14 protein-coding genes and 1 pseudogene are annotated in these 19,646 nt (G+C 64.8%); 5 read left to right on the top strand and 10 right to left on the bottom strand.

Annotated elements, in window-relative coordinates; all coding sequences use genetic code 11:
* Positions 1 to 53: 53 nt before the first annotated feature.
* The 8 genes and pseudogenes from eno to ACYPXD_RS13800 form a co-directional block, all read right to left on the bottom strand.
* Positions 54 to 1,337, bottom strand: a complete 1,284-nt coding sequence (gene eno / locus ACYPXD_RS13835; protein ID WP_075156776.1) for a phosphopyruvate hydratase — start codon at positions 1,335 to 1,337, stop codon at positions 54 to 56.
* 175 nt (positions 1,338 to 1,512) lie between these two features.
* Positions 1,513 to 2,367 carry a 3-deoxy-8-phosphooctulonate synthase gene (gene kdsA, locus ACYPXD_RS13830; RefSeq protein WP_459712065.1) on the bottom strand — a complete coding sequence of 285 codons (855 nt, stop codon included), beginning with the start codon at positions 2,365 to 2,367 and terminating at the stop codon, positions 1,513 to 1,515.
* On the bottom strand, positions 2,364 to 4,052 hold the full coding sequence (locus tag ACYPXD_RS13825; RefSeq protein WP_459712062.1) for a CTP synthase: 1,689 nt from the start codon (positions 4,050 to 4,052) through the stop codon (positions 2,364 to 2,366). The genes kdsA and ACYPXD_RS13825 overlap by 4 nt, the downstream gene beginning before the upstream one ends.
* 358 nt (positions 4,053 to 4,410) lie before the next feature.
* Positions 4,411 to 5,229 (bottom strand): alpha/beta fold hydrolase, encoded by an 819-nt coding sequence (locus tag ACYPXD_RS13820; RefSeq protein WP_459712059.1) that lies wholly within the window; start codon positions 5,227 to 5,229, stop codon positions 4,411 to 4,413.
* A gap of 157 nt (positions 5,230 to 5,386) precedes the next feature.
* A pseudogene (locus tag ACYPXD_RS13815) lies at positions 5,387 to 8,321 on the bottom strand (ComEC/Rec2 family competence protein).
* A gap of 103 nt (positions 8,322 to 8,424) precedes the next feature.
* Positions 8,425 to 9,213, bottom strand: coding sequence for a TatD family hydrolase (locus ACYPXD_RS13810; protein WP_459712057.1), 789 nt, complete (start codon positions 9,211 to 9,213; stop codon positions 8,425 to 8,427).
* 23 nt (positions 9,214 to 9,236) lie between these two features.
* The gene (gene lolD / locus ACYPXD_RS13805; RefSeq protein ID WP_459712054.1) at positions 9,237 to 9,986 is read right to left on the bottom strand and encodes a lipoprotein-releasing ABC transporter ATP-binding protein LolD; all 750 of its coding nucleotides are present in this window, start codon (positions 9,984 to 9,986) and stop codon (positions 9,237 to 9,239) included.
* Positions 9,979 to 11,232, bottom strand: coding sequence for a lipoprotein-releasing ABC transporter permease subunit (locus ACYPXD_RS13800; protein WP_459712051.1), 1,254 nt, complete (start codon positions 11,230 to 11,232; stop codon positions 9,979 to 9,981). The genes lolD and ACYPXD_RS13800 overlap by 8 nt, the downstream gene beginning before the upstream one ends.
* 830 nt (positions 11,233 to 12,062) lie before the next feature.
* Between ACYPXD_RS13800 and ACYPXD_RS13795 the strand changes: the two genes are divergently transcribed.
* From ACYPXD_RS13795 to ACYPXD_RS13775, 5 genes are all read left to right on the top strand, one after another.
* Positions 12,063 to 13,214 carry a regulator gene (locus ACYPXD_RS13795; RefSeq protein ID WP_459712049.1) on the top strand — a complete coding sequence of 384 codons (1,152 nt, stop codon included), beginning with the start codon at positions 12,063 to 12,065 and terminating at the stop codon, positions 13,212 to 13,214.
* Between the two features lie 43 nt (positions 13,215 to 13,257).
* The gene (gene recJ / locus ACYPXD_RS13790; protein WP_459712047.1) at positions 13,258 to 14,964 is read left to right on the top strand and encodes a single-stranded-DNA-specific exonuclease RecJ; all 1,707 of its coding nucleotides are present in this window, start codon (positions 13,258 to 13,260) and stop codon (positions 14,962 to 14,964) included.
* Between the two features lie 223 nt (positions 14,965 to 15,187).
* Positions 15,188 to 16,292, top strand: a protein-coding gene (gene prfB, locus ACYPXD_RS13785) for a peptide chain release factor 2 (protein WP_459712045.1) whose coding sequence is annotated in 2 segments (ribosomal slippage) — positions 15,188 to 15,268 and positions 15,270 to 16,292 — 1,104 coding nt in all. Because the reading frame shifts where the segments join, the coding sequence is not laid out codon by codon here.
* A 31-nt stretch (positions 16,293 to 16,323) separates the two neighbouring features.
* Positions 16,324 to 17,850, top strand: a complete 1,527-nt coding sequence (gene lysS / locus ACYPXD_RS13780; protein WP_459712042.1) for a lysine--tRNA ligase — start codon at positions 16,324 to 16,326, stop codon at positions 17,848 to 17,850.
* A 294-nt stretch (positions 17,851 to 18,144) separates the two neighbouring features.
* Positions 18,145 to 18,879 (top strand): glycine zipper 2TM domain-containing protein, encoded by a 735-nt coding sequence (locus tag ACYPXD_RS13775; RefSeq protein WP_459712039.1) that lies wholly within the window; start codon positions 18,145 to 18,147, stop codon positions 18,877 to 18,879.
* A gap of 149 nt (positions 18,880 to 19,028) precedes the next feature.
* Here the strand turns inward: ACYPXD_RS13775 and iscX are convergent, their stop codons facing one another.
* Both iscX and fdx read right to left on the bottom strand, forming a co-directional pair.
* A complete protein-coding gene (gene iscX / locus ACYPXD_RS13770) occupies positions 19,029 to 19,226 on the bottom strand; it encodes a Fe-S cluster assembly protein IscX (RefSeq protein ID WP_075156764.1) in 198 nt (65 codons plus the stop codon).
* 24 nt (positions 19,227 to 19,250) lie between these two features.
* Positions 19,251 to 19,592, bottom strand: a complete 342-nt coding sequence (fdx, locus tag ACYPXD_RS13765) for an ISC system 2Fe-2S type ferredoxin (protein WP_175224741.1) — start codon at positions 19,590 to 19,592, stop codon at positions 19,251 to 19,253.
* Positions 19,593 to 19,646 lie beyond the last annotated feature (54 nt).

The following is a 19,646-nucleotide window of genomic DNA, read 5'->3' as shown; positions in this document are numbered from 1 at the left end:
CAATCACTCAACTGCGAGTTAACATCGAATCAGCGCCAAGCGCAATACGCGAATCAACGCAGGTTGTAAAACGCGGACTTGCCCGGGTAGCTCGCGATATCGCCGAGATCTTCCTCGATACGCAACAGCTGGTTGTACTTCGAGATGCGGTCGCTGCGCGACAGCGAGCCGGTCTTGATCTGCCCGGCGTTCAGGCCGACCGCGATATCGGCGATCGTCGAATCTTCGGTTTCGCCCGAACGGTGCGAGATCACGGCCGTGTAGCCGGCGCGCTTGGCCATCTCGATCGCCGCGAAAGTTTCGGTCAGCGTGCCGATCTGGTTGATCTTGATCAGGATCGAGTTCGCAATGCCCTTCTCGATGCCTTCCTTCAGGATGCGCGTGTTCGTCACGAACAGGTCGTCGCCGACCAGCTGGATCTTCTTGCCGAGCTTGTCGGTCAGGAGCTTCCAGCCTTCCCAGTCGCTTTCGTGCATGCCGTCCTCGATCGACACGATCGGGAATTTGTCGGCGAGCGTCGCGAGATAGTCGGTGAATTCCGCCGACGACAGTTGCAGACCCTCGCCCGCCAGCTGGTACTTGCCGTCGTGGTAGAACTCGCTTGCCGCGCAGTCGAGCGCGAGCAGCACGTCTTCGCCGGCGCGGTAGCCGGCCTTTTCGATGGCCTGCAGGATGGTGGACAGGCACTCGTCGTTGCTGCCGAAGTTCGGCGCGAAACCGCCCTCGTCGCCGACCGCCGTGCTCATGCCGCGGTCCGAGAGGATTTTCTTCAGCGCATGGAACACCTCGGCGCCGCAGCGCAGCGCTTCGCGAAAGGTCGGCTGGCTGACCGGCACGATCATGAATTCCTGGATATCGAGGCTGTTGTTTGCGTGTGCGCCGCCGTTGACGATGTTCATCATCGGCACCGGCAGTTGCATCGCGCCCGAGCCGCCGAAGTAGCGGTACAGCGGCAGGCCGGCTTCTTCCGCAGCGGCCTTCGCGACCGCCATCGAAACCGCGAGCAGCGCGTTGGCGCCGAGACGCGACTTGTTGTCGGTGCCGTCGAGCTCGAGCAGCGTTTTATCGAGGAAAGCCTGCTCCGATGCGTCGAGGCCCATGATCGCCTCGGAGATTTCGGTGTTGATGTGCTCGACCGCCTTCAGCACGCCCTTGCCGCTGTAACGGCCCGTTTCGCCGTCACGCAGTTCGATCGCTTCGCGCGAGCCCGTCGATGCGCCCGACGGCACCGCCGCACGGCCCATCGTGCCCGATTCGAGCAGCACGTCGCACTCGACGGTGGGGTTGCCTCGCGAATCGAGAATCTCGCGGCCGATGATATCTACGATAGCACTCATGGTTTCCTCAAGAAGTTACGGTGGATTCGTTACGGTGAACCGGGCGGCGCGAACAGAGCCTGATAGGCCGGATTCGGGCTGCTTCGCGCCGACCGTTTCGACGGGCATCGGTTGGTGCGCGACAGGCATGCACCGCATCGGGACGGACCGGACACGGGACGCACGGCGCGCGACATCAGTTGAAATCGTGCTCGAGGAACGGCGTGCGCTTCACAGCCTGATCGAGTGTGATCAACGTCTCGAGCAGATCGGCCATGCGGTGCAGCGGCACAGCGTTCGGTCCATCGGACTTTGCTTGCGCGGGGTTCGGATGCGTTTCCATGAAAAGCCCCGCGACACCCGTTGCGACCGCCGCACGCGCGAGCACCGGGACGAATTCGCGCTGGCCGCCCGAACTCGTGCCCTGACCGCCCGGCAATTGCACCGAATGCGTCGCGTCGAACACGACCGGCGCGCCCGTTTCGCGCATGATCGCGAGCGAGCGCATATCGGACACGAGATTGTTATAGCCGAACGACACGCCGCGTTCGCAGGCCATGAAGCGGTCTTCCGACAGCCCCGCTTCGCGAGCCGCGTCGCGCGCCTTGTCGATCACATTCTTCATGTCGTGCGGCGCGAGGAACTGCCCTTTCTTGATATTGACGGGCTTACCCGAACGCGCGCATGCGTGGATGAAATCGGTTTGCCGGCACAGGAACGCCGGCGTTTGCAGCACGTCGACCGCCGCCGCGACCTGCTCGATTTCCTCGATGCTGTGCACATCGGTCAGCACGGGCACGCCGAGCTGGCGCCTCACTTCGGCAAGAATCCGCAGGCCTTCGTCCATGCCGAGGCCGCGAAACGACTTGCCGCTGCTGCGATTCGCCTTGTCGTACGAAGACTTGTAGATGAACGGAACCTCGAGCTTCGCGCAGATTTCCTTGAGCTTGCCCGCCGTGTCGATCGTCATCTGTTCCGATTCGACAACGCAGGTGCCGGCGATCAGGAAGAACGGCTTGTCGAGCCCGATCTCGAAATCGGCGAGTTTCATACTTTTTCCTCTTTCTTCTCTTCCGCGCCGGCCTGCAGCTGATGCGCCGCATTGTGCCGCTGCGCGGCTTCGACGAAGGACTTGAAGAGCGGATGCCCGTCGCGCGGCGTGGAGGTGAACTCCGGGTGGAACTGCACGCCGACGAACCACGGATGCATATCGCGCGGCAGCTCCATCATTTCCGGCAGATCTTCGCTCGGCGTCCGCGCGCTGATAATGAGGCCGCCCGCTTCGAGTTGCGGCACGAAGCGGTTGTTGACTTCGTAACGGTGACGGTGCCGCTCGTTCACGTCCTTGCCGTAAATCTCGGCGGCCATCGTGCCCGGCTTGATCGGGCAGCGCTGCGAACCAAGGCGCATCGTGCCGCCGAGATCCGATTCCTCGTTGCGCTTCTCGACCTTGCCTTCGCGGTCGTACCACTCGGTGATCAGCGCGACGACGCGGTTCGGCGTCGATGCATCGAACTCGGTGCTGTTCGCGTCCTTGAGACCGACGACGTCGCGCGCGAATTCGATCACGGCCAGTTGCATGCCGAGGCAGATGCCGAGATACGGCACTTTCGCTTCGCGCGCATAGCGGATCGCGGCGATCTTGCCCTCGGTGCCACGCCGGCCGAAGCCGCCCGGCACGAGCACGGCGTCCAGATGCTTGAGGCTGTCGACGCCGTTCGCTTCGATCTCTTCGGAATCGATATATTCGATATTGACTTTCGCCGACGTATGAATCGATGCATGGCGCAGCGCTTCGATCAGCGACTTGTACGACTCGGTCAGCTCGACGTACTTGCCGACCATGCCGACCGTCACTTCGTGCTTCGGGTGTTCGAGCTTGTCGACGAGCTGCGCCCACATCGACAGGTCGGCCGGTTGCGGCGCGAGCTTCAGTTCTTCGCAGATGATGCCGTCGAGCCCCTGGTCGTTCAGCATCTGCGGAATCTTGTAGATGCTGTCGACGTCCCACACCGAGATCACGGCGTCTTCGGGCACGTTCGAGAACATCGAAATCTTCGCGCGCTCGTCGTCGGGAATGCGGCGATCGGCGCGGCACAGCAGCACGTTCGGATAGATACCGATTTCGCGCAGCTTCTGCACGCTGTGCTGCGTGGGTTTGGTTTTCAGTTCGCCCGCGGTGGCGATGAACGGCACGAGCGTGAGGTGCACAAAGCACGCGCTATTGCGGCCGAGGCGCAGGCTCATTTGACGCGCGGCCTCGAGGAACGGCAGCGATTCGATGTCACCGACCGTACCGCCGATTTCGACGATCGCGACATCGGGTTCACCGCACGTCGCCGATGCGGCGCCGCGTTCGATAAACGCCTGGATCTCGTTCGTGATGTGCGGAATGACCTGCACGGTCTTGCCGAGATAATCGCCGCGGCGTTCCTTGCGGATCACCGATTCGTAAATCTGGCCGGTGGTGAAGTTATTGGCCTTGCGCATCTTCGTGCTGATGAAGCGCTCGTAGTGGCCGAGATCGAGATCCGTCTCCGCACCGTCCTCAGTCACGAACACTTCGCCGTGCTGAAACGGGCTCATCGTGCCTGGGTCGACGTTGATGTAGGGATCGAGTTTGAGGAGGGTGACTTTGAGGCCGCGCGATTCGAGGATCGCGGCGAGGGAGGCGGCGGCAATACCCTTGCCTAGGGAAGACACTACGCCGCCGGTGACGAAAACATATTTGGTCATCGCTGAATGCTCGCGGGAAAAACGGATTATACCTGAAAGCAGGGTCCCGACCCAGCAATAAACGCTCGATCCGAGTCCGATTTTTATTGAATTTGTCGGTGGGAGTTAGCGCTTTAGCGCTTACTCCCACCCCATGCCGCGTTACTCCAGGTTGGCGCTTCAGCGCTTACCTGGAGTTGCGCGGCGAGTCGATGGAAGTTAGCGCTTCAGCGCCTACTTCGGCCCATGCCGCGTTACTCCGGGTTGGCGCTTCAGCGCTTACCTGGAGTTGTGCGGCGAGTCGGTGGGAGTTAGCGCATGAGCGCCCACTTCAGTCCCATGCAAACACAATCGCAGCAGCACTTCTTTCATTGCCGGATCACGCGTTCCCTTTCCGCCCACCCGCCTCCAGTTCACGCAACATCCGCTCCACCGCGCGCGCCGTTTCGATCGGCTTCTCCATCGGAAACAGATGACTGCCCTCGATCCATTCGACACGACCGCCCGTCGCACGCCGTGTCGCCGCGAGCCCGACCTGACGAATCTCCTTCGAATGCGTGCCGGCGATCAACCCGACCGGCACCGGCACGCCGTGTGCGAGGCGCGCGCCGAGCGTATGCGGGAGCGTCCGATAAATGAGGTATTCGATGCGGCGATCGAACGCAAGCGTGCGCGCGCCGTCGGCCGCCGACTGCGGCGTGCCGAAGTCGACGTAGTCCGACAGCACGCGCTCGTCCCAACGCGCGAACGCGGCCTTCGCATGGAAGTGCCGCCATGCGTCGTCGCGGCTCGCCCAGCGCGTGCGGCGCGTACGCGTCGCGGCGGCGGGCGACAGACGCTCGTCGAGTCCGGTCCACTGAGAGACGCGCAGCACGTTGCTGCGCCACCCGGCGATCACCGGCGAATCGAGCATCACGACGCCGCGCACCCACTGCGGCTTTCTCAGCGCGGCCATCAGCGACAGATAACCGCCCAGCGAATGCCCGACGAGCCAGACCGGCTGCTCGTACGCGCGCTCGACGTCATCGAGCAGTTGTTCGACGAGATGCGGCCAGTCGCGCGTGACCGGATAGCGCGGGTCGTGGCCGATGCGTTCGATGCAGCGCAGCTCATATGCGTCGCCGAGTTCGGCGAAGAGCGTGCGGTAAATCGATGCGGGAAAACCGTTCGCATGCGAAAAATGGATGACCTGTTTCAAGCGCGGATGTCTCCGTTTTTTTGTGGTGAGGTCTGCTTCGCTTGTGTGCGAATGAGGTGCTGGCGAGCCCATTTGATGCGCAGGCTCGCGCTGGTCGCGCCAGGTCGTTTAGCCCGTCGTTTCGCCCTTCGTTTCGCCCGTCGTTTCGCCCTTCGCTTCAATCCATCCAGTATCGGTGACGCGTCTGTCGATACCGTTCGAGCGTCAGTACGGCTTGCCCTGCGCCGAGCGCGTCGGCGCTCGCTTCGACACGCACGGCCCCATCTTCGTCGCTGCGCGGCAACTCGATATGCCGCGCCGCATACCGTGCAAAGACACCCGGATACGGGTGATGAAAGCGATTTTTATAGCCTACCTGAAATATCGCGATGAGCGGCTCGATAGAGTCGAGGAAAGGCTCGGTCGACGAGGTCTTGCTGCCGTGATGAGGCACCAGCAGAACCTGCGCACGCAGCGCATCGCGATCGCGCGCAAGCAGCGTGCGTTCGACAGGCGCTTCGATGTCCGCGGCGAGCAACGCGGCGACGCGCGGCCTCGCGTCCGCGCGGGCCTCGGTGCCGACGTTGGCGCTGAGGTCGGCGTCGGCCTGCGCCGCAGCGTCGCTGGCGTGCCCCGCCGCATGGCGGCTCGCACTCACGCGCAACACGCAACCATGCGCATTGGGCTTGCCGCGCAACGGCCCCGCGTCGGGCCACAGCATCGTGAAGTCCACGCCGTCCCATTGCCAATGCTGCCCTGCCGCGCACGGCACCGTCTCCGCGCCCGCGGCACGAGCGCCTTGCCAAAGGGCGTGATCGGGCGGCAGCGCGGCCAGCAACTGACGCACCTCGACACCCTCGAGCACGGCCGCCGCGCCGCCCGCATGATCGGAGTCGGCGTGGCTGATCACGAGTGTATCGAGCGACGCAACGCCCGCTGCCTGCAGATACGGCACGACCACGCGTTCGCCCGCATGCGTCGACTCGGGGCCGGGCCCGGCATCGAACAGCAATGCGTGATGCGCGGTCTCGACGACGATCGCCGAGCCCTGGCCGATATCGAGTGCGGTCAGCCGGAACGTGCCGTGCGGCGGCCCCACCGGCGGCGCCACGAGCAGCGGCAGCCAGGCGATCGGCGCGGCCCAGCGCATCGGCCAGCCGCGCGGCGCGAGACACCACGCGACACCGGCCGCCGCCGCGGCAAGCGCCCATGCATCCGGTTGCGGCAGCCGCCAGAGCGCCCATGCGGGCCCCGATACGAGATGCAAACCCGCGGCCAGCCCATCGAGCAGCCGGTGCGCGCCATGGAACGCGACCGCGTCGAGCGGAGCCGGCAAGGCGACACCCGCGAGCACGAGCGGCGTGACCAGCATGCTGACCCATGGAATCGCAAACGCATTCGCAAGCGGGCCGATCAACGGGATCTGCGCGAACCAGTACGCCGTGAGTGGAGCGAGCGCGACCGTCACCGCGAACTGCACGCGCGCGCCGCTTCGCGCGCGTGCGGCGAGCGTGCGGACCAAGGTGCGGATTAACGTGCGGGCCCGTGGACGCAATGCGCTGGCGATGCTGATCGGGCGCACCTTGAGCACGCCGCGAGCGACACGTTCATGCCTATCGCCCGGGCTTCGCTCGTCGTCCGGCGCATCCGCGCTGATCGGGCGGCGCGCCGGCCGAGCGGCAAGTTCTTCGGGATCGCCTGCCGCGAGGCCTTCGCGCGCTGGATCCGCGTTGATCACGTCTTCATCATCGAGACCGCCCATGCACGTGCCTTCTATCGTTATCCGCACGCACCGCTGCGTGGCTCGACATCGCGAACAGGATCGCCGCCACCGCGCAGAACGACAGCCAGAACCCGGCCGCGAGCACGGCCCACGGGTCGATCAGCAGCACGAGTCCGAGCGCCCACGCCAGCACGACCGACGGCGCGACCGTGCGGCCGCTGACGAAGGCAAGCGCGACCACGGCGAGCATCCAGAGCGCGCGCTGGGCCGGCACATTGAACCCGGCAAGCGCCGCGTGAAACGCGGCGAACAGCGCACCGCACGGAGTGGCCACCTTCTGCGCCGGCAACACGAGCGGCCACGCGATGCCGAACCGCGCGCCGACCAAGCCCGAGCGCCGCCAGATCGCACCGGCGAGCCACGCCGCCAGCCCCGCGACGAAGCCGATGTGCAGTCCCGAGATCGCGACGAGGTGGCTCGTGCCGGTCGCACGCATCAGTTGCCAGTCCGCGGCGCTGACGGCATCCTGCGCGCCGATCGCGAGCGCGACGACAATGCCCCGATGCGGCGTGTCCGCGAGCACCTCATCGATGCGCGCACGCAGTGCGGCACGCCAGCGGTCCACGGTCACGCCGATGCCGCGCGCATCGCCGGGCAAGCGCGCCGCGGCATGAGGACGCGTCACGTAGCCGGTTGCGCGGAGGTTGCGTGCGAAGAGTGCCGCCTCCGCGTCGCGCACGCCAAAGTTCGCATTGCCATGCGCGCGCTTGAGGCGCACAACCAGATGCCAGCGCGCACCGGGCGTCAAGCCTGGCGGCAGCGGCGCATCCCGAGCGATCCACGACAGCTGCAGCTTGCGCGGGAAGTGCGCGACAGGCGCGTCGGTCGAGTCGACCTCGAAGAGAAAGCGCAAGCCTGCGCCGTCGCTGTTGCCCGCGCTGATACCGGCCTCGTCGCCCTTGTCTTTGTCCTTGTCTTTGTCCTCGTCTTTGTCTTTGTCGTTGCCGTTCCGCGCGCTTTGGCTCTTACCAGCGACGTCGCTCGCGCGCTTGCTCACGCTGCCGGTCATCGAAACCGGCAGCCCTTCGATGTGCCCGCGCACTTCGATATCGCGCCCTTCCCATTCGACGGGCAATGCATACGCAAGCCGCGCATGCGCGCGCCACGCCGCATAGCCGAAGCCGAGGCAAAACGCCGCAAGCCACACCGCGCACCAGCCGGCACGCCGCACGGCGCCTCGTCCACTGGCGTCACGCAAGCCCCAGATCGCGACACCGATCGCGGCGCATGCCGCAGCGGTCAGACCCGCGGCGCCGAACCCGCCCGGCAACGCCGCCTGCTGCTGCAACCCCACGACACCCAACGCAAATCCGCACCATACCGCCCGCATGCCCCCTCCACCGCCATCGAATGGCGCGCGGGGCAAGCGAGAGCAGCGGATCAGCACACGCGGCCGCCGGCACTCAGCGCCCGCCGCGCATCACCGCCGGCGATTATGCAGAGGAAAGGGCGAGCCGCGGCAACGCGGCGTGCGCGTTGGCCGTTGTGCATAGTGCAAGCTCGTGTTTGTCGATGTTGCGCTGTTGCGCGAGGCTCGCGCCGATCGCCGGAATCTGGTCCGGCGTATTGCGCTGCCGATAGAGCCATGCGGGCGGAATATCGGGCGCGTCGGTTTCGACGACGATCGCATCGAGCGGTAATTGCGCCGCCAGACGCCGGATCTGCAGCGCCCGCTCGAACGTCAGATTGCCGCCGAAGCCAAGATGCATGCCCTGATCGATAAAGGCTTGCGCCTGCTGGAAGCTGCCGTTGAACGCATGCGCGATGCCGCGATGCACCTGCTGCCGGCGCAATCCCTTCAACACCTGGTCCTGCGACTTGCGCACATGGCAAATGACGGGCAAGTCGAACTCGTGCGCGAGCTTCAGTTGCTCGTGATAGAAGAATTGCTGACGCGCATCGTCGAGGCCGGGCACGAAATAGTCGAGGCCGATTTCACCGATGCCGATCAAGCGCGGATCGTCGAGGCTCGCTTCGATCTCCATCCGCAATGCATCGAGATCGGCGTCCTGCGCCTGCGGCGTGAACAGCGGATGAATGCCGAGCGCGTACGCTCCGCCAGCGACGCGATGCGCGAGCTCGCGCACGCCTGCGAAGGCGGCGCGCGCGACACCGGGAATCACGATGCGCGCGACACCCGCGTCGCGCGCCGCGGACGCGACCGCATCGCGGTCCGCGTCGAACTCGGCAGCGTCGAGATGGCAATGCGTGTCGATCCACATGCGAAAAGCCTCGCGAGCGTAGGTCAGACCGGAACCGGCGGCTCCTCGTACAGCACGCCCTCACGCAAACGCAATACCCGGTCGCAGCGCGCGGCCAGATCCTGGTCGTGCGTCACGATCACGAAGCTCGTCTCGAGGGTGCCGGACAGTTCGAGCATCAGGTTGAACACCGTGTCGGCCGTGCCGCCGTCGAGATTGCCGGTCGGCTCGTCGGCGAGCACGCACGCGGGATTCGTGACGAGCGCACGCGCAATCGCGACACGTTGCCGCTCGCCGCCCGACAGTTCGCCCGGCCGATGCTTCGCGCGATGCGCGAGGCCGACGCGCTCGAGCATCGCGTGTGCGTCGCGGCGCGCATCTTCGGTGGTCATACGGCGGATGCGCAACGGCATCGCGACATTGTCGAGCGCGCTGAATTCCGGCAGCAGATGATGGAACTGATAGACGAAGCCGAGCGCGCGATTGCGCAGATCGTTGCGCTCGCGCTCCGAGAGCTTCGTGAACGGCTTGCCGAGCAGCGATACTTCGCCGGCGCTCGGATCGTCGAGACCGCCCAGCACATGCAGCAGCGTGCTCTTGCCGGAGCCGGACGCGCCGACGATCGCGAGCTTCTCGCCGCGCCGCACCGACAGCTGCGTGTGGTTGAGCACGGACACATTGAGGCCGCCCTGCACGAACGCCTTCGAGATGCTGGTCGCTTCGAGTACGTACGGATGACGATCGGTGGTGTTGCCGGAGTTGAGCATGGCTTGCGGATTCGGACGGTCATTCATAGCGCAGCGCCTCCGCCGGACGCACCTTCGCACCGCGCCAGCTCGGATAGAGCGTTGCGAGCGACGACAGCACGAAAGCGATCACGCCGATCTTGATCACATCGCCGGCCACGAGCTCGGACGGCAGCTCGCTGATGAAGTACACCGACGGCGGCAGAAACTGGACACCGAACAGATGCTCGATCATCGGCACGAGCCACGGAATGCTCCACGCGATCAGGCAGCCGAACGCGACGCCGAGCGCCGTGCCGACGAAGCCGATCGTCACGCCCTGCACGACGAAGATCTTCATGATCGAGCCCGGCTGTGCGCCGAGCGTGCGAAGGATCGCGATGTCGGCCTGCTTGTTGGTCACCGTCATCACCAGCGACGACACGAGATTGAATGCCGCGACCGCGATTATCAAGGTGAGGATGATGAACATCATGCGTTTTTCGATCTGCACGGCGGAGAACCAGGTCTTGTTCTGCTGCGTCCAGTCGCGAATGTACAGGTCGCCCGATAGCGTGCGCGCGAGTTCGTGCGCGACCTGCGGCGCGCGCTGCATGTCCTTGAGCCTCAAGCGCACGCCGGTCGGCGCGGGCAGCCGGAACAGCGCCTCGGCATCGCGAATGTTGATCAGCGCAAGCGTGCTGTCGAATTCGTAGTGGCCGGACTCGAATACGCCGACCACCGTAAACTGCTTGAGGCGCGGCAGCATGCCGGCCGGGGTGATGGTGCCCTCGGGCGCGACCAGCGTGATCTTGTCGCCGGCCGTCACGCCGAGGCTCGCGGCAAGATCCGCGCCGAGCACGATGCCGAAGTCGCCCGGGATCAGATCCGTCAGGCGGCCGGCGCGCATTTCCTTGCCGATGTCGGACACCTCGGGTTCGAGCGACGGGTCGACGCCGCGCAACGCGACGCCGCTGACCGCGTCCTGCCGCGTGAGCAGCGCCTGCGCTTCGACGTATGGCGCCGCGCCGATCACTTCCTTGTTCTGGCGCGCTTCCTTGGCGGTCAGCTGCCAGTCGGGCATCGAGCCGGTCGGGGAGAAGATTTCGACGTGGGCGAGCACGGACAGCATCCGGTCGCGCACCTCTTTCTGAAAACCGTTCATCACGGACAGCACGACGATCAACGCCGCGACGCCGAGCGCGATGCCCGACATCGACACGAGCGCGATGAACGAAATAAAGCCGTTGCCGGTCGTGCGCTTGCCGGCGCGGGTGTAGCGCCAGCCGATTTGCCATTCGTACGGAAGTTTCAAGCGAGTCCTTGTCTGCGGGTTATGCAACTGCGGCGTTCTGCTGCGCGGCGTGCGTCGAGCGTGGAACCATCGCTCAGCGAGATACCGATGGTTCCTTACGGCATGCAGGCCGCGCCCTACTGCGTACTGGTTTGGCGCGAATTATGACGGATGGTTCAGCACTGCGGCGGATCGAGCACGCCGCGTCGATGAATCTTCAGTCTTGCGCCCCAGAATCGACGGCAAAGCGACGGCGAAGTTTGCCATACATTGTCGCCGAATCGGCCGAAGGGACGCTTTACGGGCCACTTGCGGGCTATTTTGAGATGGTGTGGCCGGTAGTATCCGCGATCGGGGTCACATGACATCGATCGCGGAGCGCAGCTGGAAACGGAACTGAAAGCGGATGCGTGGTACCGCCGCGCCCATGAACGGGTCGCCAGTAGCCCACCCCCCATAAACATGACCCTATCCAGGCCGATTACACGGGATTGCACACCGTTCGACTCGTTCCACAACTGGTACCTTGCTCGGCGTTCGCCGCGGACATGGAGAAGCAGCTTGTCGAACTCAGGCTCGTGTTCGACGACAAGATTAATCGCGTCCGTCGGCCCCAACGTCGAGCAGGCTCGAGATACCGATTCTGCTCGACGAGTTCGGTTTCACGCTTGACGACGAATTCGCCCGACGACTCGGGGTCGCCATGCTCAATCTCATCGCGCTCGGGCAACCTGATATCCGGCAATACATGCGCGTTACGCCGGGGCCGAAGCCCACAGGAAGGTCTTGACACACCAAACGCAAAGGGCGAGCGAGAACCCGTATCGATCGGCGCCGCAGATTGCCCTACAATGCGCACCATCATGCCCGCCACCCGTCGTCTTCACCTGCTCATCCCTTTCGCGCTGCCGTCCGCAGCCGATGCCTCCACCGCCCTGCATGATCTCCAGACCCCCGCCTTCGACAGGCTCGTCGCACGCGCGACGCTGGTCGAGCGCGTGATCGGCGAAGACTTCCAGCGTACGTTGCCGCATGAGCGATGGGTCGCGCGCCAGTTCGGCGCATTACCGGGTTCGAGCGCGGCGGCACCACGAAACGCCACCGCCCGTTCGGCCGACGACGAAGCCCCCCTCGCCCCGTACATGCTGCTCGCCGACGGCGGCAACCCGGGAACGGCGAGCTGGGCCTGCGTGCAGCCGGTCCATGTGCGCATCGCGCACGATCACCTGGTGCTGATCGACCCCGCGTCGCTCGACCTGTCCGATGACGATGCCGCGACGCTGCTCGCGCTCGCGCGTCCGCTGATCGAAGAGCTCGGCGTGCGCATCGAAGCGCCGCAGCCGTCGCGCTGGTATCTGTCGAGCGACGAATTCAGCACGCTCGCCGGCGCGTCGCCGCTGCGCGCGAGCGGCCGCAACATCGAAATCTGGCTGCCGCACGAAGCGCACAGCGGCGAACGCTCGCGCGCGTGGATGAAATTGCAGAACGAAGTGCAGATGGCCTGGTTCGAGCACCCGGTCAACGAAGCACGCGAAGCGCGCGGACTGCCCGCAGTCAACTCGATCTGGTTTCACGCGCAAGGCGTCGCGCGCCCGGTGACGACTCCGTTCACGCATGTCCTGTCCGATGCCGCGGCGACACGCGGGCTCGCGCTCGCCGCGCACGCGGCCACGGCCGAACCGCCGGATTCGTTCGCGCAACTGAAATCGCAAGCCCAAGCGTCACATGCCGCCCAAGCGGCCGACGCAACATCCACGCTCATCGAACTCGATCCGTTCTCGACGCCCTACATCTCGCAGGACTGGGCCAACTGGAATACCGCCTTCGCCGCGCTCGAGCGCGACTGGCTCGCGCCCGCGCTCGCCGCGCTGCAAGCGGGCGAGCTGGCCGAACTCGGCCTCACGCTATGCGGCGATACGGGCTCCGTCACGCTGTCCGTCACGCGCGGCGATCTGCGCAAGTTCTGGCGGCGGCGCCTCTTCGCTTCCCTGTTCATCGAATGACCACCCATTTCTCCGCAGGCCACGCCGGCCGCCCCGTCGCCGCATGATCCGCATCGTTACCCGCGCGTGTCCGCCCGCCGACGCCGAAGCCCTCACCCGTCACGGTCTGCACCCGGTGCTCGCGCGTCTGTACGCCGCCCGCGGCGTGTGCCTGCCCGATGAAATCGAAACGGGCCTCGCGCGCCTCGTGCCGCCCGCCGCCTTGCACGGCTGCGATACGGCCGCCGCGCTGCTCGCCGACGCGCTCGAAACGGGCCGCCGCATGCTCGTCGTCGCCGATTACGACTGCGATGGCGCGACCGCATGCGCCGTCGCCGTGCGCGGGCTGCGCATGTTCGGCGCGCAGATCGACTACCTCGTGCCGAACCGCTTCGAATACGGCTACGGCCTCACGCCCGAAATCGTCGCGCTCGCGGCCGCGCGGCCGGGCGGCAAGCCCGATCTGCTGATCACCGTCGACAACGGCATTGCGAGCGTCGACGGCGTCGCCGCGGCGAACGCGCTCGGCATCGACGTGCTCGTCACCGACCACCACCTGCCCGGCGACGACCTGCCCGCCGCGCGCGCGATCGTCAATCCGAACCAGCCGGGCTGCACGTTCCCGAGCAAATGCATCGCCGGCGTCGGCGTGATGTTCTACGTGCTGCTCGCGCTGCGTGCCGAACTGCGCAAGCGCGGCGCGTTCAGCGACGCGCGCCCCGAGCCGCGTCTCGACGGGCTGCTCGATCTCGTCGCGCTCGGCACGGTCGCCGATGTCGTGAAACTCGACGGCAACAATCGCGTGCTCGTCGCGCAAGGCCTGCAGCGCATCCGCAACGGCCGCATGCAGCCGGGCATCGCCGCGCTGTTTCGCGCGGCCGGCCGCGAAGCGCGCAGCGCGTCGGGCTTCGATCTCGGCTTCGCGCTCGGCCCACGGCTCAATGCGGCGGGACGCCTCGCCGACATGTCGCTCGGCATCGAGTGCCTGACGACCGACGACATCGGCCGCGCGTGGCAACTCGCGCAGGAACTCGACACGATGAACCGCGAGCGCCGCGAAATCGAAGCGGGCATGCAGCAGCAGGCGCTCGACGACCTCGCCGCGATCGACCCGGCCGGCGCCACGACCATCACGCTGTTCAACGCCACCTGGCACCAGGGCGTGATCGGCATCGTCGCCGGGCGGCTCAAGGAGAAATTCAACCGGCCGTCTTTCACGTTCGCGCTCGCCGACGACAGCGGCACGATGATCAAAGGCTCGGGCCGTTCGATCGCGGGCTTTCATCTGCGCGATGCGCTCGATCTGATCTCGAAACGCGAGCCGAACCTGATCGTGCGCTTCGGCGGTCACGCGATGGCGGCCGGCATGACGCTTGCCGCCGCCGATCTGCCGCGCTTCGCGGCAGCGTTCGAAGCGGTCGGCCGCGAGTGGCTGTCCGACGACACACTCGCGCGCACCGTCGAAACCGACGGCGATCTCGAAGATGCCTACTTCACGCCGCAATTCGTCGAGATGCTCGAGGCGGCTGTGTGGGGGCAAGGCTTTCCGGCACCGCTTTTTTCCGGCGAATTCAATGTGATGTCGCAGGCGCTCGTGAAGGACAAGCACCTGAAGCTGCAGCTCATGCGCGGCCGCCAGCGCTTCAACGCGATCTGGTTCAACCATACCGACACGCTGCCGGCGCGCGCGACCGTCGCGTACCGGCTCACGCGCGATACGTGGAACGGCGTGTCGCGCGTGCAGCTGATCGTCGAGCATGCGCTGGGGTAGGCGCGACTGAGACGCCGCGCCCAAAGCCGGAGCAAGCAGGACAAGCCAGGGCAAGCCGGGGCAAGCCACGATAACTCGCGCGCGCCGCGTATCCGCAACCCGCGAACGACCCGCGAAACCCGCCGCAAATCCGCGCCAATTCCACGCCAATTCCACGCCGCGCAGGCCGGATCGGGCCGTCAATCGGCTATAATTTCACCTTTTGGCGAATCAAAAGATCGACATGGAAGCGGAACGTCTCAACGCGATCGAAGCCTCTCTGGCCGACCTGCGCACGCGCGCGGGCGAGCTACGGGGGTATCTTTGACTACGATGCCAAAGCAGTAAGGCTCGTCGAAGTCAACCGCGAACTCGAAGACCCGAACGTCTGGAACGACTCGCAGCACGCACAGGCGCTCGGTAAGGAAAAGAAGCTGCTCGAAGGCGTGGTCGACGTTCTTTCGTCGCTCGATAACGACCTGCGCGACACGCAGGATCTGTTCGACATGGCCCGCGAGGAAGACGACGAAGCAACGCTCGTCTCGTGCGACGAAGATGTCGCGAAGCTCACGGCGCGCATCGAAGACCTCGAATTCCGCCGGATGTTCTCGAACCCGGCCGACCCGAATAACGCGTTTATCGACATCCAGGCCGGCGCCGGCGGCACCGAAGCGTGCGACTGGGCGTCGATGCTGCTGCGCCAGTACTTGCGCTACTGCGAGCGCAAAGGCTTCAAGACCGAGGTGCTCGAAGAATCGGAAGGCGACGTCGCCGGCATCAAGAGCGCGACCATCAAGGTCGAAGGCGAATACGCGTACGGCTTTCTGCGCACCGAAACGGGCATTCACCGGCTCGTGCGCAAGTCGCCGTTCGATTCGTCGGGCGGCCGCCATACGTCGTTTTCGTCGGTGTTCGTCTATCCGGAAATCGACGACTCGTTCGAAATCGAAATCAACCCGGCCGATCTGCGCATCGACACGTTCCGCGCGTCGGGCGCGGGCGGTCAGCACATCAACAAGACCGATTCGGCGGTGCGCATCACGCATATGCCGAGCGGCATCGTCGTGCAGTGCCAGAACGACCGCTCGCAGCACCGCAACCGCGCCGAAGCGATGGCCATGCTGAAATCGCGCCTTTACGAAGCGGAAATGCGCAAGCGCCAGTCCGAGCAGGACAAGCTCGAAGCGGGCAAGTCGGACGTGGGCTGGGGTCACCAGATCCGTTCGTACGTGCTCGACAACAGCCGCATTAAAGATCTGCGCACCAACGTCGAAATCAGCAATACGAAGAGCGTGCTCGACGGCGATCTCGACGCATTTATCAGCGCGAGCCTGAAACAGGGTATTTGAGTTGCAGCTTTCCCGCATACCGACCAACATCATGACCGAACCGACGATAGAGACGACCGCCGCGGCCGACGACGACAACCAGATCATCGCGGAACGCCGTGAAAAGCTGCGCGCGCTGCGCGAGCAAGGCGTCGCCTACCCGAACGATTTCCAGCCGACCCACCACGCCGCCGATCTGCAGACGCGATACGCGGACACCGACAAGGAAGCGCTCGAAGCGCAGGCCCTCGGTGTCGCGCTCGCCGGCCGCATGATGCTCAAACGCGTGATGGGCAAGGCGAGCTTCGCGACGGTGCAGGACGGTTCGGGTCAGATCCAGTTCTTCGTCACGCCCGCCGACGTCGGCGAGGCGACCTACGATGCGTTCAAGAAATGGGACCTCGGCGACATCGTCGCGGCGCGCGGCGTGCTGTTCCGCACGAACAAGGGCGAGCTGTCGGTGCGCTGCACGGAACTGCGGCTGCTGTCGAAGGCGCTGCGGCCGCTGCCCGACAAGTTCCACGGCCTCGCCGATCAGGAAATGCGTTACCGCCAGCGCTACGTCGACCTGATCGTCACGCCGGAAACGCGCAAGACGTTCACCGCGCGCACGAAGACCATTTCGTCGATCCGCCGCTTCATGTCGGACGCAAATTTCATGGAAGTCGAAACGCCGATGCTGCACCCGATTCCGGGCGGTGCCGCGGCGAAGCCGTTCGTCACGCATCACAACGCGCTCGATATGCAGATGTTCATGCGTATCGCACCGGAGCTGTATCTGAAGCGGCTGATCGTCGGCGGCTTCGAGCGGGTGTTCGAGATCAACCGGAATTTCCGCAACGAGGGCGTGTCGCCGCGTCACAATCCGGAATTCACGATGATGGAGTTCTACGCCGCGTACACGAACTACACGTGGCTGATGGACTTCACCGAGCAACTGATTCGCCAGGCGGCGATCGATGCGCTCGGCACCGCGACCATCCAGTACCAGGGACGCGAGCTCGATCTGTCGAAGCCGTTCCATCGTCTGACGATCACCCAGGCCATTCTTAAACACGCGCCGCAGTACACGGAAGCACAGTTGTCGGATGCGGCGTTCCTGCGTACGGAGCTGAAGAAATTCGGCGTCAACACGAGCGAACCGAAGTTCCTGAACGCCGGCCTCGGTTCGTTGCAGCTTGCGCTCTTCGAAGAGACCGCGGAAGCGCAGTTGTGGGAGCCGACGTACATCATCGACTACCCGATCGAGGTATCGCCGCTTGCGCGTGCGTCGGATTCGGTCGAAGGCATCACCGAGCGCTTCGAGCTTTTTATCACCGGCCGCGAAATCGCCAACGGTTTTTCGGAGCTCAACGATCCTGAGGATCAGGCTGCGCGTTTCCGCAAGCAGGTCGATCAGAAAGACGCCGGCGACGAGGAAGCGATGTACTACGACGCCGACTATATCCGCGCGCTCGAATACGGCATGCCGCCCACCGGCGGCTGCGGGATCGGTATCGACCGTCTCGTGATGCTGATCACCGATAGCCCGAGCATCCGCGATGTGATTCTGTTCCCGCATCTACGGCGCGAAGATTAAACGCGCAGTTCGCGCAACGGCGGCTGCGTGACAAAACGCCCGCATACGGTCTGGCGCCGTATGCGGGCGTTGTCTTTTGTATTCGCCTTACTGATTGTTTGTAACTATCGGTAAGGGATGCGGTAAGAGATGCGGTAGGCGATGAGGCACTCGCGGCGCGCAAGCACGGAAAGCACGCGGCGCCGCCGTTCATTCGATACAGAAGACGTTACAAATTGAAACCATGCCCTTGGCCAGTTGTCGGACACTGTGCGCATGATCAATGGTCGACTCTGCTCGAGACGGAGGCCAAACATGGACAACCCGAATAACACATCCTCTTCGTCACCACGCCGTTTGCATCCGCTGATCGCTACCGCGGCGGGCGCGGTCATCGTGGCCAGCCTCGCCGCCACGGCCGCGATCACCGGCCTGTTCCCGAAGGCGTCCAGCGACAGCGCGCAATCGAACCAGACCCAAGCCGCGCAGATCGCTTCGCAACCGGTCGTCGATACGGCGCAACAGGCTAATCCGGCGCAGTACGCGCAGCAACAACAGCAGGCGGCACAGCAAGCGCAGCCCGCGCCCGCCCCTGCTCCCGCACAAGCGCCGGCGCAGCCTCAATATGCGCAGCAGCCGCAACCGGCGCCTCAGCCGCAGCCCCAGCCGCAGCCGCAGCAGTACGCACCGCCGCAACAGGCGCCGCGCCCCGCGGTGTGCTCGAGCTGCGGAACCGTCATCGCGATTTCCGAGGTGCGCCAGGAAGGCCACGGCACCGGTATCGGCGCGGTCGGCGGCGCAGTCGCGGGCGGCGTGATCGGCAATCAGTTCGGCAGCGGCGGCGGACGGACCGCGATGACGGTGCTCGGCGCGCTTGGCGGCGGTTTCGCCGGCAACTCGGTCGAAAAACACCTGCGCACGACGACCAGCTATTCGGTGCGCGTGCGGATGGAAAACGGCCACATTCGCTACTTCACCTATCATGAACTGCCGCCGTTCCAGCAAGGCGAGCGCGTGCGAATTGAAAACGGCACGCTGGTCGCGGGCTAGGACGCGACGCGTAAGCAACGTCCCATGCAAAAAGGCGATTCCCAAGGGAATCGCCTTTTTTTATTTGCCTCGCCGTGCCGCGTCCGTACTGCGTGCCGCGTCCGTGCTACGTACTGCCGGCGAGATCCGCGCGTCGTGAGTGACGACTATCAGTAATCGGCGTCTTCGATCCACGCGGCCTGAATCGCTTCGAGAATCTTCTCGTTCGAGCGGTTCGGATCGTCGTCGAAACCGTCGAGCTCCATCACCCAGCGATGCAGATCCGTGAACCGCACCTGCTGCGGATCGATGTCCGGATGCTTGTCCGTCAACGCCATCGCGATGTCCTGCGTATCGGTCCACTTCATGGCTGCGTGCTCCTGTGAGTGCTGTTAGTGATTTTCCTTCGCATGATTGATCGAGTAGCGCGGAATCTCGACGACGAGGTCATCGCTTTCCGGCACGATCGCCTGACACGACAGCCGCGACTCGCGTTCGAGTCCCCAAGCCTTGTCGAGCAGGTCGTCTTCATCTTCCTCGGACGGCTCGAGCGCATCGAAGCCCTCGCGCACGATCACATGACATGTTGTGCACGCGCATGATTTCTCGCACGCATGCTCGATTTCGATACCGTTCTCGAGCAGCGTGTCGCAAATGCTCTTGCCCGGCACGGCGTCGATCACCGCGCCCTCGGGACACAGTTCGACGTGAGGCAATACAACGATTTGAGGCATAGATGTTCCGTTTGGTACCACTTGATGCCGGTTAGTGCCGGTTGGTGCCGGTTG

It is taken from the genome of Paraburkholderia sp. 2C, from assembly GCF_054589215.1.
This window is presented reverse-complemented; position numbering and strand designations above follow the sequence as displayed.

What these genes read in the sequence shown, in the direction of transcription:
- eno (WP_075156776.1), bottom strand. Translation starts at nt 1,337, where the DNA reads ATGAGTGCTATCGTAGATATCATCGGCCGCGAGATTCTCGATTCGCGA.
- kdsA (WP_459712065.1), bottom strand. Translation starts at nt 2,367, where the DNA reads ATGAAACTCGCCGATTTCGAGATCGGGCTCGACAAGCCGTTCTTCCTG.
- ACYPXD_RS13825 (WP_459712062.1), bottom strand. Translation starts at nt 4,052, where the DNA reads ATGACCAAATATGTTTTCGTCACCGGCGGCGTAGTGTCTTCCCTAGGC.
- ACYPXD_RS13810 (WP_459712057.1), bottom strand. Translation starts at nt 9,213, where the DNA reads ATGTGGATCGACACGCATTGCCATCTCGACGCTGCCGAGTTCGACGCG.
- lolD (WP_459712054.1), bottom strand. Translation starts at nt 9,986, where the DNA reads ATGAATGACCGTCCGAATCCGCAAGCCATGCTCAACTCCGGCAACACC.
- ACYPXD_RS13795 (WP_459712049.1), top strand. Translation starts at nt 12,063, where the DNA reads ATGCGCACCATCATGCCCGCCACCCGTCGTCTTCACCTGCTCATCCCT.
- recJ (WP_459712047.1), top strand. Translation starts at nt 13,258, where the DNA reads ATGATCCGCATCGTTACCCGCGCGTGTCCGCCCGCCGACGCCGAAGCC.
- lysS (WP_459712042.1), top strand. Translation starts at nt 16,324, where the DNA reads ATGACCGAACCGACGATAGAGACGACCGCCGCGGCCGACGACGACAAC.
- ACYPXD_RS13775 (WP_459712039.1), top strand. Translation starts at nt 18,145, where the DNA reads ATGGACAACCCGAATAACACATCCTCTTCGTCACCACGCCGTTTGCAT.
- iscX (WP_075156764.1), bottom strand. Translation starts at nt 19,226, where the DNA reads ATGAAGTGGACCGATACGCAGGACATCGCGATGGCGTTGACGGACAAG.
- fdx (WP_175224741.1), bottom strand. Translation starts at nt 19,592, where the DNA reads ATGCCTCAAATCGTTGTATTGCCTCACGTCGAACTGTGTCCCGAGGGC.